General features: G+C 39.1%; 12 protein-coding genes and 1 riboswitch. Of the genes, 7 read left to right on the top strand and 5 right to left on the bottom strand.

The window, feature by feature from the left end; genetic code table 11:
• The first annotated feature begins 17 nt into the window (after positions 1-17).
• The 6 genes from AC6HVZ_RS10865 to hprK all read left to right on the top strand — a co-directional run bounded on the left by AC6HVZ_RS10865 (position 18) and on the right by hprK (position 5,210).
• Complete coding sequence (locus AC6HVZ_RS10865) at positions 18-416, top strand: disulfide bond formation protein DsbD (protein WP_497558184.1); 399 nt, start codon at positions 18-20, stop codon at positions 414-416.
• A gap of 107 nt (positions 417-523) precedes the next feature.
• Entirely contained in the window at positions 524-835 is a 312-nt protein-coding gene (locus AC6HVZ_RS10860) for a hypothetical protein (RefSeq protein ID WP_497558183.1), read from the top strand.
• A 575-nt stretch (positions 836-1,410) separates the two neighbouring features.
• Positions 1,411-2,916, top strand: a complete 1,506-nt coding sequence (locus AC6HVZ_RS10855; RefSeq protein WP_497558182.1) for a malate:quinone oxidoreductase — start codon at positions 1,411-1,413, stop codon at positions 2,914-2,916.
• A gap of 107 nt (positions 2,917-3,023) precedes the next feature.
• Positions 3,024-3,176: a hypothetical protein gene (locus AC6HVZ_RS10850; RefSeq protein WP_497558181.1), complete on the top strand. Its 153-nt coding sequence runs from the start codon at positions 3,024-3,026 to the stop codon at positions 3,174-3,176.
• Positions 3,177-3,750: 574 nt separating this feature from the next.
• On the top strand, positions 3,751-3,975 hold the full coding sequence (locus AC6HVZ_RS10845; RefSeq protein ID WP_497558180.1) for a hexameric tyrosine-coordinated heme protein: 225 nt from the start codon (positions 3,751-3,753) through the stop codon (positions 3,973-3,975).
• Positions 3,976-4,283: 308 nt separating this feature from the next.
• Positions 4,284-5,210, top strand: coding sequence for an HPr(Ser) kinase/phosphatase (gene hprK, locus AC6HVZ_RS10840; RefSeq protein WP_497558179.1), 927 nt, complete (start codon positions 4,284-4,286; stop codon positions 5,208-5,210).
• Between the two features lie 37 nt (positions 5,211-5,247).
• Here the strand turns inward: hprK and AC6HVZ_RS10835 are convergent, their stop codons facing one another.
• From AC6HVZ_RS10835 to AC6HVZ_RS10815, 5 genes are all read right to left on the bottom strand, one after another.
• Complete coding sequence (locus AC6HVZ_RS10835; RefSeq protein ID WP_497558178.1) at positions 5,248-6,447, bottom strand: coenzyme F420-0:L-glutamate ligase; 1,200 nt, start codon at positions 6,445-6,447, stop codon at positions 5,248-5,250.
• Positions 6,448-6,876: 429 nt separating this feature from the next.
• Positions 6,877-8,079: a M20 family metallopeptidase gene (locus AC6HVZ_RS10830; protein WP_497558177.1), complete on the bottom strand. Its 1,203-nt coding sequence runs from the start codon at positions 8,077-8,079 to the stop codon at positions 6,877-6,879.
• An 18-nt stretch (positions 8,080-8,097) separates the two neighbouring features.
• Positions 8,098-8,964 carry a MetQ/NlpA family ABC transporter substrate-binding protein gene (locus tag AC6HVZ_RS10825; protein ID WP_497558176.1) on the bottom strand — a complete coding sequence of 289 codons (867 nt, stop codon included), beginning with the start codon at positions 8,962-8,964 and terminating at the stop codon, positions 8,098-8,100.
• A 46-nt stretch (positions 8,965-9,010) separates the two neighbouring features.
• Positions 9,011-9,673 (bottom strand): methionine ABC transporter permease, encoded by a 663-nt coding sequence (locus AC6HVZ_RS10820; RefSeq protein ID WP_497558175.1) that lies wholly within the window; start codon positions 9,671-9,673, stop codon positions 9,011-9,013.
• Positions 9,663-10,688, bottom strand: a complete 1,026-nt coding sequence (locus AC6HVZ_RS10815; RefSeq protein WP_497558174.1) for a methionine ABC transporter ATP-binding protein — start codon at positions 10,686-10,688, stop codon at positions 9,663-9,665. The genes AC6HVZ_RS10820 and AC6HVZ_RS10815 overlap by 11 nt, the downstream gene beginning before the upstream one ends.
• 111 nt (positions 10,689-10,799) lie before the next feature.
• Positions 10,800-10,911: riboswitch (SAM riboswitch) on the bottom strand.
• A gap of 234 nt (positions 10,912-11,145) precedes the next feature.
• Here AC6HVZ_RS10815 and AC6HVZ_RS10810 point away from each other — a divergent pair.
• Positions 11,146-14,358: a DEAD/DEAH box helicase gene (locus AC6HVZ_RS10810; RefSeq protein WP_497558173.1), complete on the top strand. Its 3,213-nt coding sequence runs from the start codon at positions 11,146-11,148 to the stop codon at positions 14,356-14,358.
• Positions 14,359-15,075: the final 717 nt, after the last annotated feature.

Below are 15,075 nucleotides of genomic sequence, written 5' to 3'. Positions count from 1 at the left end.
TTTATGGGAGTGGTTAAGTGAATAGAAAAGTCTTTAACATAATTGGATGGATTCTGCTTTTAGGAATGGGTGTTTCGTGGATTGGGTTTGGCTATTCAAGTTGGTATTTATTATTCCTTCCAATGGCGTACATTTCTTTTTCAATTAACGATGGCAGCATTAAAAAATTCGGAAAGATAAAGCAGATGTCCATCCCACAAGTAATTCTAATTTTGTTTGCATTTGTCGTGTCCGTTGGTATTGTATTTGGTCTTATTCAATTAGCTAATTACTTGATAAACGATATATTACACTTAACTGGAGGGATAAAGACACTCAGTGTGATTATTGCTGTGATTCTTTCATTATATCCTGTTAAGTTAACTTTTGGCAGTGTTGTTTATAAAGTAACAAAGGATTTGAATACTACAAGATAAAAAATCTGTGAGTTTTGAAGGACGGATGCAATTCTTCGATAGAGCGCATTTGTCTAACAAACTTGTTCAGGGAAGGAATATTTTGTGAAAGAAACAGAGGTGCTTATGTGAAACGAAATATTTTATCAATTGCTCTTCTTTGTATTACGCTATTCGCAGCATATTTGGGATTATTTGCTCAGGATGTAGCCTATTACTTTGCAGATGATTTGATTGATGGATCCCCTTTTAAAATGCTTATTATCGTAACTCTGACAAGTATTGGTTTATTTATATTTGTATTTGTAATTGAGATGATTTTATTAGCTAGGCACCAATTAAAATCAAAAATATTTATCCGTGTGCTGATGGCAAATGTTTTAATTGGGCTTATTGTTTCAATGTGGTCTTCATTCGTATTAATAATGTGGTGGGGGTAAATTCAGCATAAGAAATATCACAATTACAGTAATCGGTCGCAAAAGCGGAAGATCACTAAACCCAATGGATAACTTTTCCCCTATTGGCAATGTTTGTTGAAGATTATGCATCAGCATGTGAAACTTCTTCATCATATTTTTTGTTATCCTTTAATTTTTCAGTTTGTTGTCAGTTCGTAAAGGGTTGAGGCATCGTGATTATTACTATATAGCAATATTGTTTCTAATTGTGATTCATTATTAATGTGCTTAGATTGATCAGGGTACTGATTCATTTTACCATTCATATAAATAAGTTTGTTTTGAAAAGTGTATATCTGTTATATATAACAGGCAATGTTTCGTAAATGACATGGGTTCAATATTATTGCTTTTTCCAGCTTTTAAATAAAAACTATCCGAACGTAATATATTAATCTAGAAAAATTAGTGATATACTATAGATATAATCTTATTAGCTAAAATAATAATTGAATCAAAGAGGTTGTGTGATTAGGCAATGTCCTGGTACACTGAAAAGCTTTAAACTAGGTGTTTATCTTTTCTATAAATTTTAAAGTGTAAGGAAGGGTATTATGAGCAGCTTACCGAGAAAAACAGATGTTATTCTAATTGGTGCCGGAGTCATGAGTGCGACTCTTGGGGCATTATTGAAGGAATTAGTACCGGAGTGGGAGATTACAGTGTTCGAGAAACTCTCAAAGCCGGGGGAGGAGAGCTCTAACGGATGGAATAATGCGGGAACGGGGCATGCTGCGCTTTGTGAGCTGAACTACACTCCAGAAAAACCGGATGGATCCATCGATACGGAAAAAGCATTAAAAATCAATGAACAGTTTCAGGTATCCAAGCAGTTTTGGTCTTATCTCGTAAACAACAATCTAATAACTAATCCACGGGACTTTATTATGCCATTGCCTCATATGAGTTTAGTCCATGGGGAGAAAGATGTAACGTTTTTAAAGAAACGTTTTGCGGCCCTGTCAAATAATCCTTTATTTCAAGGGATGGAGTTTACCGATGTCCCAGATAAACTTATGGAATGGATTCCGCTTATTATGAAAGATCGTACATCGGATGAGCCAATGGCAGCAACAAAAATCAATTCCGGAACCGATGTCAACTTTGGTGCGTTAACAAGCATGCTGTTTGACCACTTACAAAGTAATAACATTGAGGTTAACTACAAACACAGTGTTGAGGATGTTAAGCGTGCTGAAGATGGCTCATGGGAAGTAAAAGTGCATGATATAAATGGCGGGAAAATTGAATACCATACGGCAAACTTCGTCTTTATTGGCGCTGGTGGTGGAAGTCTTTCTCTACTGCAAAAAACCGGCATTCCTGAATCAAAACATGTTGGAGGCTTCCCGGTAAGCGGAGAATTTATGGTATGTGATAATCCGGAAATTGTAGAGCAGCATAATGCCAAAGTATACGGTAAGGCTAAGGTCGGTGCGCCTCCGATGTCTGTTCCACATCTGGATACACGTTATATCGATGGCAAAAAGACTTTGTTATTTGGGCCGTTTGCTGGATTCTCACCAAAGTTCCTAAAAACAGGTTCCTATTCTGATTTGATCCGTTCTGTAAAGCCAAACAACGCTTTCACGATGTTGTCGGCGGGGGCGAAAGAAATGAAATTGACAAAGTATCTGGTTCAGCAAGTATTGTTGTCAAATGAAAAACGTATGGAAGAATTACGCGAATTCATTCCAACTGCGAAAAGTGAAGATTGGGATGTAGTTGTAGCAGGTCAACGTGTGCAAGTAATCAAGGATACAGAAGCTGGCGGCAAGGGAACACTTCAATTTGGCACGGAAGTTGTAACAGGTGCTGATGGCTCAATTGCTGCATTGCTCGGCGCTTCTCCAGGTGCTTCAACAGCGGTTTCCATTATGCTTGAGGTATTGGAAAAATGCTTCCCTGAACATATCAAAGAGTGGGAAGCAAAAGTAAAGGAAATGATTCCATCTTATGGCATTTCACTAAAGGATAATCCGGAGCTTATCCGAAAACTTCGTATTTCAACAGCGAAGGCACTTGGGTTGGCGGATCATAAGGAGTTACAGGAAGCATAATTGCCATTTGGCAGTTTTGCTTCTTTTTTATGGGAATTACCTATTTCTTAATTATTTTAGGAACTTACACTGGAAATTCTAAACCTATTAATACGGGAGGAGAGCTTATGAGCAAGATTTCTAAACAGACGAAGAAACCTATTTTATTTTTTGTTATAATTATTTTCTTAGCTGGATTGGCTGATTTTAAATATAAAGGGTTATTCTATCAACTATTACCTACACCTATTCAAAAATATTTGACGGATATGTTTCAATAATGATAAGCAAGAATTTAATTTTCTAGTATTTTTGCCGAAATCAGCCAAAGTTGAGAGAAGACTTATGAAGTTGAGAGAAGTATGCAATAAGTTGAGAGAAGACTTATGAAGTTGAGAGATAAGCCTATAAAGTTGAGAGATAATTGTAAATTTCCTTGTTTTCTCTCAACTTTTACCCAGTTTCTCTCAACTTTACCGTTTTATCTCTCAACTTTCATCTCTAATTAGGAGAACCATTTTTTTAGCACTTCATCATTTGTAGCTACCGCCCTTGATCCTGTTCTAAACGTGTATATTTTTTTCAGTAATATGTGATCTCCGTGGTAAATAGGGTACGAAACTTTTAAGGAAGCGATTTTTGCTAATAAAGGAGGCTGAAGCTATGCCGCTTAAAAGCGGCTGCATTTTCTTCTTGTACCATTCGAATATTCGTATTGCCCATTATTTTTATAACTGAAAAAAGTGTTACAATTATCACGTTATTAACAGATTATTTTATAAATTGTAAAAATTAATTGTCATCGCTGTATTAATGAGGTAATCTAGAGATAGACTAAAGGGGAGGATGATAGTAATGGCTGATTGGCTTACAAGTTTACAAACAGAAACACCTCAAGAAGGATTTGAGTTAGCTATTTTGTTGGCGAGAAAAGGAGTGGGTTATACCCAGCCCTCTACGGAAGTAAGAAAGAAATTACGGCCAGAATATGAGGAGAATGCGGATAGCTTAACAGCTGCCTCACAAGTCATTGCGATCCATTATCAAACCGTGGCTGCTGCTAATAACTATTGGAAATAAATATAAAATTTCAACAGAATTAACCCGTCTCTTCGTCTTAAAATACAATAAGCGATCAGCTTTTCAATCTGGTCGCTTATTCATCCATATTGGACTTTATATATTTCTACATCCCATACAATCTTCTGAACTCTCCTGATATAATCAAATAACTTTTAAGATAAACTTACAGTTATTGCTTCAAAAGGGATAGTATTTCCGTATATAAAAAAATAGCATCTTCAAACAAGTGAGTTTCTATTACTATCTAAACCGTTTTGCAGTATAATCAATGAATAGAATACTATAGAGTTTGGAGTGTAATCAAAGTGAAATCAATAGCAGTAGAGAAGTTAGTAGATGAGTTTTCCTTGGAGGTACTGGCAGGGGAAGAGCATCTGGATCGGAAAGTTACAACACTTCGGACACATCGTCCAGGGCTGGAGTTTATTGGCTATTTTGATTTTTTTCCAATGGAGCGTGTGCAAATTCTTGGTAAAAAGGAAATTACCTACTTGCATCAACTAAGTAAAAAGGAACGCCAGAAGCGGATTGGCAATGTTGTAAATTACCATCCACCATGCTTTATTGTAACAGCTAAGCAGCAAGGGCTTACATATTTAAAACAGTATTGTACAAAAGAAGCGATTCCGTTATTAAGGACAGAGGAATCAACAACTGATTTTATAGCAAAGGCTGATGGCTATTTAACTAAAATTCTGGCACCGGAAATTGCCTTGCACGGTGTTTGTATTAATGTTTTTGGGATTGGAATCCTACTTCGTGGAGAATCAGGAGTGGGGAAAAGCGAAATAGCCCACACCTTGATCGGCAGAGGACATCGACTAGTGGCAGATGATATTGTCGTATTGAAAAAGCTTAGTCATAAAACGATTCTTGGTACCCATAATGAGAAAAACAAGGAGTTTCTGGCACTAAGAAGTGTTGGGTTATTGAATGTTGTACGTGTATATGGAAGAAAGGCTTTTCAGGATGAAACAAGGATTGCTTTAGATATAAAACTGACAAAATGGGAAAAAAATTCCCTTAACAATGAGCTTGAGCTTGAAGCGAAATTTGAGGAATACATGGATGTTCCTATCCCGCATATTGAAATTCAGCTCCAACCAGGTCGGGATGTGGCGGGTCTGATTGAAGCTGCAGCAAACAACTGGTACTTGCAGCAGCAAGGGTACAGTGCAGCTGAAGAGTTTATTCACCGTATTGAGTCAGAAGAAAAAGACGAGGGCAGTTAAGCTCTCGTCTTTTGGCATGGTTATAGCACCTTATCTTTCATCCCTCGTTACTTGTATAATTATCAAAATATCCCTGTATAAAGACGATTGGCGTACCTTTATCGCCACTTCCTGAAGTCAGGTCAGAAAGGGAACCAATCAGATCTGTCAACTTTCTGGGAGTCGTACCTTGGGCTTCCATTGATCCTACAAGATCAGCATCTTTATTATCAATGAACTTAGCGATAGCTTTTTGCAATTCTTCCCCTTTTAAATCAGCAAAGTTATTATCAGCAAGGTATTTTAGCTTTACTTCATTAGGTGTCCCATCAAGCCCTGAAGTGTATGCCGGAGATACAACAGGGTCAGCAAGCTCCCAAATCTTACCTACCGGGTCTTTGAAAGCACCATCTCCATAAATCATCACTTCCACATCTTTACCGGTCTTTTCTTTAAGCATCAGTTGGATGTTATTAACAAAAGGCTGGCAATCACGTGGGAAAAGTTTGATGCCATCTTCCGTCGATTTATTTGATCCCAGTAGACCAAAGGCTTCATTATAGCCGCTTCCATCAACTGATGCAGCTAGGATATCATCAAGACCATAAACTTTATCTGCCCCATTTTCTTTTAAAATTCTCTTTGTTCTGCCCCTCGTATGTATATCACAAGTTAAAATGCTTTTTGCATAATCTAATATCGTCTTTGGATTATTTGAAAAAATCACTTCACATTCTGTGCCAAATTTCTCTATTAGTGATTTATAGTATTCAATATAATCAACACCGGTAAATGTATGCTTCATATATCCAAAATGGTCGCGGAATTGTTCCTCTGTCAGAATATCTGTCCATGGATTAACTCCCTTTTCATCAAGCAAGTCTATATCCACTAAGTGATTGCCAACTTCATCAGAAGGATAGCTTAGCATTAAAACAATTTTTTTTGCTCCTTTTGCAATCCCTTGAAGACAGTTTGCAAATCGATTCCGACTTAAAATTGGAAATATCACGCCGATCGTATCACCACCAAATTTGGTATGTACATCCTTAGCGATATGATCAACTGTTGCATAATTGCCTTGTGCACGCGCTACGATGGACTCTGTTAATGTAACGATATCTTTATCATTTATTTGAAACTTTTCAACTTCCGAGGCATTTAACACGCTATCTACGACAATTTCTTCGATGTTATCCCCTTCATGTATGATTGGGCATCGAAGCCCCCTTACAACTGTTCCGACTACTCTTTCCAATACAATCGCCTCCATAGGAATTCTAAAGTTAAAATAATATGTGTCAACTTGTAATATACAACAATTTAGTGATGTAAGTAAAATGAGTTGTGTTTTTAAACGGAAAAATTAATAAAGTAGTCTGATGCATTATTTTCATAATATAGAGATAACCCTTAGTTAAAAATGGAATTATAGAAACGATATAAAAATATATTGAATTTAAAGGCTGAAACAAAAAAAATGTTTCAGCACTTGTTTAGGAGATAGGGAAATATGGAATTTTACTACTTAAGAGGAAGATGTTTAGATAAAGAAACCGATTATTTCACCGATTTCTACCAATTTGACTTCTGACCTCTGCTCTCTAGAAAGACGCTTTAGCGTTTTTCTCAAAAAATAAGAAAGTATAAAAAATGTCCCTACCATAGTGTGTTGCACTATGGTATTTCATTGCTTCAGAGCAAGTGCTTGCTCATATTCTTTTTTAATCCGGTGCAGCAGTTCGAAATCCTTTAGTAACTTGTAACCTGTTGCTGCAAGTGCTTTTGCTCCGGTGGTTACTGCCTTATCTCCCTGTTCTGATTTGGCTGCCTCCCGGAATTCATCCGTGTGGGCAATCAGGTCATCTGGACCAATTTTGATATATCCGTGAGAAGTAGGAACTTCGTAGCTGATATTGCCTGCATCTGTTGATCCTTTTCCTTTTCGTTTTTCTGTGTGAACGACTTCACCGAGTGCTTCCAGTTCTACCTTTAATGCTTCGTCTAGTACAGAATTTAGAACAAAATCCTTCACTTCATTTTGGAATCGTTCAATTTTAACCGTTGTACCAGTAGCGAGGGCAGCACCGTCAGCGATAGCACGAACCTTGGCAGCAGTTTGTTCTGTTTTATTCCAGGATGCAGCCCGGATATAAAAACGGGCAGCTGCATACTCAGGAATAATGTTTGGTGCATCTCCGCCATGTGTGATAATACCATGGATCCGTACATCAGATGGGAGCTGTTGGCGAAGTGCATTGATGCCATTGAATAATTGAATGACCGCATCTAGAGCGTTAATTCCTTGTTCAGGTGCTCCTGCGGCATGAGCCGGTTTTCCAAAAAAGTGGAATTCAAGTGGATCAACGGCAAGTGATTCACCGGTTAAACTTGTTTTTCCCGATGGATGAAGCATTAGTGCTACATCCACATCTTTTAAATAACCATGCTTGACGAAGCTGCCTTTTGCACTGCCGTTTGGTCCGCCTTCTTCAGCAGGTGTTCCAAGCACGACTACACGCCCACCGGTTTCAGGTAGTACCTCAGCGAGTGCAATACCAGCAGCAACACTTGTTGTACCAATAATATTATGTCCACATGCATGTCCAATTCCCGGTAGAGCGTCGTATTCCGCAAGATAGGCGATCGTTGGTCCTTCCACCCCACTATCCTTTACCGCATAAAAAGATGTTTCATGTCCTGCCACAGCAGCTGTTATATCAAAGCCTGCATTTTGCAATATTTCAATATGCCTTCCACTTGCATAAACTTCTTGGTTGCCTATTTCTGGGTTTGCGTGGATATCCTGACTTGTTTTTATATACAATTCACGGTTTTCCTCAATCGACTGAAATAATACTTGATTACGATCTTTTTGTAAAATGCTCATGTTACATTCCTCCCAGATTTATTTTTTTAATTGTTCAAACGCCTTATCGAGTTGTTCCTGTGTTAATGTGACAAGAAATGATCCGCCATTAGTGTCATCTTTAATCGCTTGTTCGATGTCTTCCTCCTGGTAAAGCTCTACAATGCGTTGATACGTTTCGTTATCTTGGTCTTCTCCGCGTGCTGCAATGATATTGACGTATGGGTGAGTTGCTTCCCCATTTGCATCTTCTATATAAATTGGATCTTCGCCTGGAGAGAAGCCTGCCTGACCGGCAACTCCATTATTGATGACAGAAGCTGTAACGTCGGGAAGTACCCTCGGTGTTTGCTGTGCTGTCATCGGAATGATCTCTAGGTTTAATGGATTTTCCGTTATATGTGACGGATCTCCAAACATTCCAAAGTCCTCGGATAATGTGATTAGTTCAGCACTCTCCAGCAGCCTGAGTGAACGTGCCTGGTTGGATGGGTCATCTGGGATGGCAATTTTATCCCCTGCTTTAATCTCGGATACATCACTTATTTTTTCAGAATACATGCCAATTGGAGCAAGCATGGTAGAACCAATTGGAACAATGTCTTCACCACTTTCTTTTACGTATTGACCAAGGAATGCGATGTGCTGGAATGCATTGATGTCAATATCCCCTTGAGCCAGAGCGTTATTTGGCAGGGTATAATCCTGAAATTCAATGAGCTCGATTTCAATACCTTCGTCCGCTGCTTTCTCTTGCAAAATTGGCCATTGTACACCATCGGAGCCATTTACCCCAATTTTCACCTTCACAGTTTCTCCTTCACTTCCCTCACTGCTGGCACTGCTGCAAGCGGAAAGAACAGTAATTGTTACAAAGGTTAAACATAATACCCATAATTTTTTCATCGTTAATTCCTCCTCGTTTTTGATTACGTTTATTTCAAAGCAACGGTTAACGGCGCATGATTTTTTTCGAAAGTGTATTACCAATCCATTGTGCGAGTTGAACCATGACGATCAGGATAATAACCGTTACGAGCATGACGCTGCCATCAAATCGCTGATAACCATAAGTCATGGCAATATGTCCGAGACCACCACCGCCAACTGTTCCAGCGACTGCCGAGAAGTCAATCAGACTGACAGAAACGAATGTAAGACCTAGAATGAGTGGTCCAAGTGCCTCCGGTATCAAAATAGTGAAGATAATGCGCATTGGGCTAGCACCCATTGCCTGTGCTGCTTCAATTACTCCGGGGTCGATGCTGACCAGATTATTCTCAACAACCCTAGCAATGGTAAAGCTTGCAACAATTGTCATTGGGAATATTGCTGCTGCGGTACCGATTGTTGTTCCGACAACAAGTCTGGTTAGCTGTGATATGGCGACCAGGAAGATGATAAAGGGAATTGGCCGAATAATATTTATAAAGATATTTAGGATTTGAAAAACAAGCTTATTTTCCAATATGTTATTTTCCCTTGTTACAAAGAGCAATAGACCCATTGTGATGCCGATAATCGACCCAAAGATAAGGGTGGCCACAACCATCATCAATGTTTCTCCGGTTGCTTCTAAAATCCTTGGCCAAAATGTTGTCCAATCAACTTTCATTTTCAGTAACCTCCTCTAATTCAACAATGCTATTGAGTTCTGTAAGGACATTCTGGACGGCTTGCGGATCTCCGGTAAATGAAACGATGAGATTTCCAAACAGTTTTTCCTGTAATTCCCTTACTGCACCGTAAACGATATTGAAATCAACATTATGCTTTTTGGTGATCGTTGAAAGGACTGGATCATTCGTTGCATCCCCTTTAAAGATGACGCGGTACAGTTTTCCTCCCCCACTGGTGCGCCAATCTTCCAAAATTTTTTCCGATGGCAGATCCTTTTGCACAGAGCGGATAAATCTTTCTGTCGTAGCATGCTGTGGATCCGTGAATGTTTCAAATACATTTCCAGATTCGATGACCTCCCCATTTTCCATAACAGCTACTTTGTCACAAATCGATTGGATGACATGCATTTCATGTGTGATTAATAATATCGTGATCCCTAAATCTTGATTTACCTTTTTCAGCAGCTTTAAAATATCTGCGGTTGTATCAGGGTCAAGTGCGGAGGTTGCTTCATCACAGATAAGGATATCCGGAGAAGTGGCAAGTGCCCTCGCAATCCCGACACGCTGCTTTTGCCCGCCTGATAATTGATCTGGAAAATCCTTTGCTTTATCATCAAGTCCGACAAAATTCAACAATTCCTCCACACGTTTATTGATTTCCTTTTTGGAAGTGCTACCCAATTTCAATGGATAAGCAATATTTCCAGCCACGGTACGTGAATTAAACAAGTTGAAATTTTGAAAGATCATGCCAATATTGCGCCTTCTTGTGCGCAAATCCTTGGAAGATAATTTACTGACATCCGTGTCTTGGATAAGAATCGTTCCGGAAGTCGGGCGCTCAAGCATATTCACCAGGCGAAGTAGTGTGCTTTTTCCTGCACCGCTGAAGCCGATGATTCCGAATATTTCTCCCTCACTGATGGATAATGATACTTTCTTAACGGCCTGAATCTCTCGTTTACCTAAACGGAATGTCTTGGATACATCTTTAAACTCAATCATATGCTGACCTCCTGAAGCATTGTTCAATTTTGTAAAGCAGTAGAACAAAAGAACCCTTCTTTTTCTATATAGATAAGAAAAAGAAGGGTTCTATGTAAGGAACCACCCTCGCTCTCATCTGTCAAATGCTTAACGCATCTGCTGGAATTGGCACAGTGTTTCTATAAAAGAACCTGTTGCCGAGACGTCCTAGGGCCAGTCCCTCGGTCTCTCTTGATAAGAAGTGATGTGTTACTATTCATTTGTTTTTAAGAATTAAATGTAAGTCTATAGTGGATGTAAGAGAAAGTCAATGGATTTATTAAAATAAAATAATTCCGACTATTTCACCGAGATATGTTTCCGCTTCAAAATGTGTTGTAGCATATAACAGTATAAGATATGATACAATCAAAATAATTATCAGCAGTACAGGTTCGTAAATGGTAGTAGAAACCCTCAGGAGGGAGCAGAACACTTGAATATTGAACTAAATCTGAAAGTAATTAAAGAAATGTGCGGAACGGTCTCCTTTAAAAGAGGGGATGCTTTACATCGTTCGCATAAAGTAAGAATTGAAAAACACAGTACAGACCGTTGCGAAGCCGTAGTTACAGGTAGAGAGAATTTTCATGTGACGATCGAAAAAAATATGGATGAAGGTTTTAGCTCAACATGCAGTTGTCCTAAGCTGCGTTCTATTAAAAATGGTTGTCAGCATATTGCAGCTGTTCTGCTATTGATTTATGAGCAGCAATGTGAGCAAAGCGTAGTGAATACAAATCCCCCTGAGAATGCAACCAATCAAGATCTGACGGAAAATTTCCTAACCCTGTTTGATAATCAGCCCAGACGTTCAAGTGGGTATCAGCTTCACTTTGAAGAAAGAAAAGTGGTTGATGTAGTATTCACATGTAAAGCCCTCACTGTAGACAAAGGACGTCGTATGCTAGGAATGGAATTGAAAGTAGGACCAGCCATCGTCCAGAATATCCGAGTCTTTTTGAATCAAGTGAAAGATGGCAATCCAAGCTTGCTTTCCATTTCATTCACGTATGATCCAGCTGTCCATTGCTTTCAAAAAGAAACCGATGCTGTCATTGGGGAGCTTATCCGAGTCGTTCATGATGAAAGCGTGTATATGGACACAATACCGGGTCAAATTGACGATACAATCAACAAACATATTTTACTTATCCCACCATCGTCTTGGAAAACAGTGCAGCCGAAGCTTACAAGCGTACCTTTGGTGAAGCTGGAATATGAGGGGAAGGTATTTAATGGACTGCAAATGGCGGAAAAGTCACTACCCCTTTGCTTTGTTTTTACTGAAAAAAATGGCAATAGTTTCCAATTAAAGGTCAAAGGGCTTCATCGAATGATCGTATTGAATGCGTATAGCACCGTCATTGCTGATGGGAAACTATATGAGCTGGAAAATGAGGATTGTGAGCGTTTAATAGGATTAAAAGAAATGCTCCATACGTCAGAAACAGATCAGGTTCTGCTTTCGCAGGAGAATTGGTCTTCTTTTTTGGGAAATGTGGTTACAGGCTTAGAAAAATTAGGCACAGTAGAGATATCTGAGGGAATTTCCAAACAGTTTGTAAAGGCACCACTAAACGCCAAGCTATACTTGGATCGTGTGAAAAATCGGTTGCTTGCTGGGATTGAATTTCATTATGAAAATATCATTATTAACCCATTGGAAAGCCGAGAAAATCAGGGTTTATCCATGTATATACGTGATATGGAAAAGGAAAAAGCAATCCTTGGTTTGATGGAGGAAAGTTTGTTTGCAACAACAGAAGGTGGCTATTTTTTGCATAATGAAGCGCTGGAGTATGAATTTTTATACCATGTTGTTCCAAAGCTTGAGAAGCTTGTGCAAATCTATGCAACAACAGCAGTGAGAACCCGAATTCTCAGAAAAAATACCCCACCTAAGATTAGCGTAAAGGTTAAAAAGGAAAGGACGAATTGGCTGGAATTTAAGTTGGAAATGGATGGGATTCCTGAGCAGGATATCCGAGAAATTCTTGATGCACTTGAGGAGAAACGCAAATTTTATCGTTTACGGAATGGTTCGCTGCTCTCCTTGGAGACGAAGGAGTTTGAAGAGATTCAGCGCTTTTTAAATGCTGTACCGCCACAAGCTGAAGATCTGGAAAAAGGATTGAATATACCTGTTATTCAAGGGTTACGTATCCTTGACTCTGTTGCAGATCAAGCGATATTGACGTTAGAGAAAACATTCCATCAGTTTCTGGATAAAATTAGAAACCCTGATGCTTCAGCATATATTATACCGGAAAGCTTGGAGCAAATCTTAAGAAACTACCAAAAACAGGGATATAGATGGTTGAAGACATTAGCACAATATGGGTTTGGTGGGATTCTTGCAGATGATATGGGACTTGGCAAGACACTGCAAAGCATTGCGTTTATTCTCTCAGAGCTTCCTGATATTCGAAAAAGGAAGCTTCCGGCTCTAGTAGTCTGCCCATCCTCTTTGACGTATAACTGGCTGAATGAATTCAGGAAATTTGCACCAGCTATTCAGTCAGCTATTGTTGATGGAAATAAAGCAGAGTGGCAACTTATACAGAAGAACGTCATGGAGAAAGACGTAATTATTACATCCTATCCGTTGTTGCGACGGGATATCAAGTGGTATGAGAAGCAATACTTTCATACCGTATTTTTTGATGAAGCTCAAGCCTTTAAAAATCCGATTACACAAACTGCCCGAGCGGTAAAGCGAATTCAAGCAGCGAATCGCTTTGCTCTGACTGGTACGCCAATGGAGAACTCATCGGAAGAGCTTTGGTCTATCTTCCATGTTGTTTTTCCTGAACTTTTCCAGGGGTTAAGGGAATATAGTAACCTCACAATAGATAAAATTTCCAGGAGAATTCGCCCCTTTTTGCTTCGCCGGCTAAAAGAGGATGTACTTTCAGAGCTTCCAGAAAAAATGGAGTTGATAGAAGCTAGCGAGTTACTTCCTGATCAGAAGAAGCTTTATGCTGCTTACTTAGCGAAATTAAAAGTGGATACATGGAAGCATCTGGACAAAGACACATTTCGAAAAAACCGAATTCGAATTCTTGCCGGATTAACGCGCTTACGGCAAATTTGCAGTCACCCAGCACTGTTTGTGGATGGCTATCAGGGTAGCTCTGCAAAGTTTGAACAGCTGTTTGAGATCATAGAGGAATCAGGACATTCAGGAAGAAGGATGTTGGTTTTCTCACAGTTTACCAACATGCTTAAACTTATCGGCAGGGAATTAGCAATTCAAGGAAAGCCTTATTTCTATCTGGATGGACATACCCCATCCGAAGAACGCGTGGAAATTTGTAATCGATTTAATGCTGGCGAACGTGATTTGTTTCTGATCTCCTTGAAGGCAGGTGGTACCGGCCTCAACCTAACAGGTGCTGATACTGTTATTCTTTATGATCTCTGGTGGAATCCGGCAGTCGAGGAGCAAGCTGCAGGTCGTGCCCATCGTATTGGACAGACGAATGCGGTACAGGTTATCAAGCTCGTTTCCCGTGAAACAATTGAAGAAAAAATGAATGAGCTACAAGAGAAAAAGAAACACCTTATTGAGGAAATCATTGATCCATCTGAGAAAATGACCTCTGTACTGACCGAAGAGGACATACGAGAAATATTAACACACTGACAAAGGGTCTGTTTTCACCTGCGCATTGCTTGTCCTACTTGGAAAGTGGTTGCTATCTGGCTCTTTCTCAAAGCCAATGATACATCTGGAATTAGAATCAATCCTAGTTTCTTACACCTTTAAGGGCGTTTCCGTTAATAAATTGAAATCATTTTCTGGTATCTATCACCCTATTTGGGAAAGAGCCTGCTATCTTTGCGCTGCTAATAAGCAATTTAGCTGATACACAATTGGATTGTGCTGAATACACCGCTGAAATCAAACGATATCGCTGCCGATGCTGGATAAGCTGCGATTTATGCTGAATAAAAGCTAAAATGTGCAGAACACACCGCTGAAATTAAACAAAAATGCATGCGATGCTGAACAAGCCGCAAATCATGCTGGGCAAACTGTAATTCATGCTGAACAAACTATGATTTACGCTGATATGCAGGTAAAGCAAGTCACGTGAATATAGTTTTTTTCGTTCCATGGTTTGACAGTATAAAAATTTCGCTGTTTGAAGTATAATTAACGGTAATACTTCAATCAGTCATTCATTTGTTTCGGAGTGATAAGCTAAACTTGTTTTATACTGTACGAAAAGCATTATTTTTTACAAAATCACTATAAGTGTCATCATCAAGGCTTACACTTCAGAGTATATGGGCTTTTAAGAAGCAAAGTACGCTTTTAAGAAATCCCTTTCATGAAAGCCAAGTTTTCTAAGAAGGA

It is taken from the genome of Oceanobacillus sp. NCCP-135, assembly GCF_059698015.1.
This window is presented reverse-complemented; position numbering and strand designations above follow the sequence as displayed.

What these genes read in the sequence shown, in the direction of transcription:
- AC6HVZ_RS10855 (WP_497558182.1), top strand. Translation starts at nt 1,411, where the DNA reads ATGAGCAGCTTACCGAGAAAAACAGATGTTATTCTAATTGGTGCCGGA.
- AC6HVZ_RS10850 (WP_497558181.1), top strand. Translation starts at nt 3,024, where the DNA reads ATGAGCAAGATTTCTAAACAGACGAAGAAACCTATTTTATTTTTTGTT.
- AC6HVZ_RS10845 (WP_497558180.1), top strand. Translation starts at nt 3,751, where the DNA reads ATGGCTGATTGGCTTACAAGTTTACAAACAGAAACACCTCAAGAAGGA.
- AC6HVZ_RS10830 (WP_497558177.1), bottom strand. Translation starts at nt 8,079, where the DNA reads ATGAGCATTTTACAAAAAGATCGTAATCAAGTATTATTTCAGTCGATT.
- AC6HVZ_RS10825 (WP_497558176.1), bottom strand. Translation starts at nt 8,964, where the DNA reads ATGAAAAAATTATGGGTATTATGTTTAACCTTTGTAACAATTACTGTT.
- AC6HVZ_RS10820 (WP_497558175.1), bottom strand. Translation starts at nt 9,673, where the DNA reads ATGAAAGTTGATTGGACAACATTTTGGCCAAGGATTTTAGAAGCAACC.
- AC6HVZ_RS10815 (WP_497558174.1), bottom strand. Translation starts at nt 10,688, where the DNA reads ATGATTGAGTTTAAAGATGTATCCAAGACATTCCGTTTAGGTAAACGA.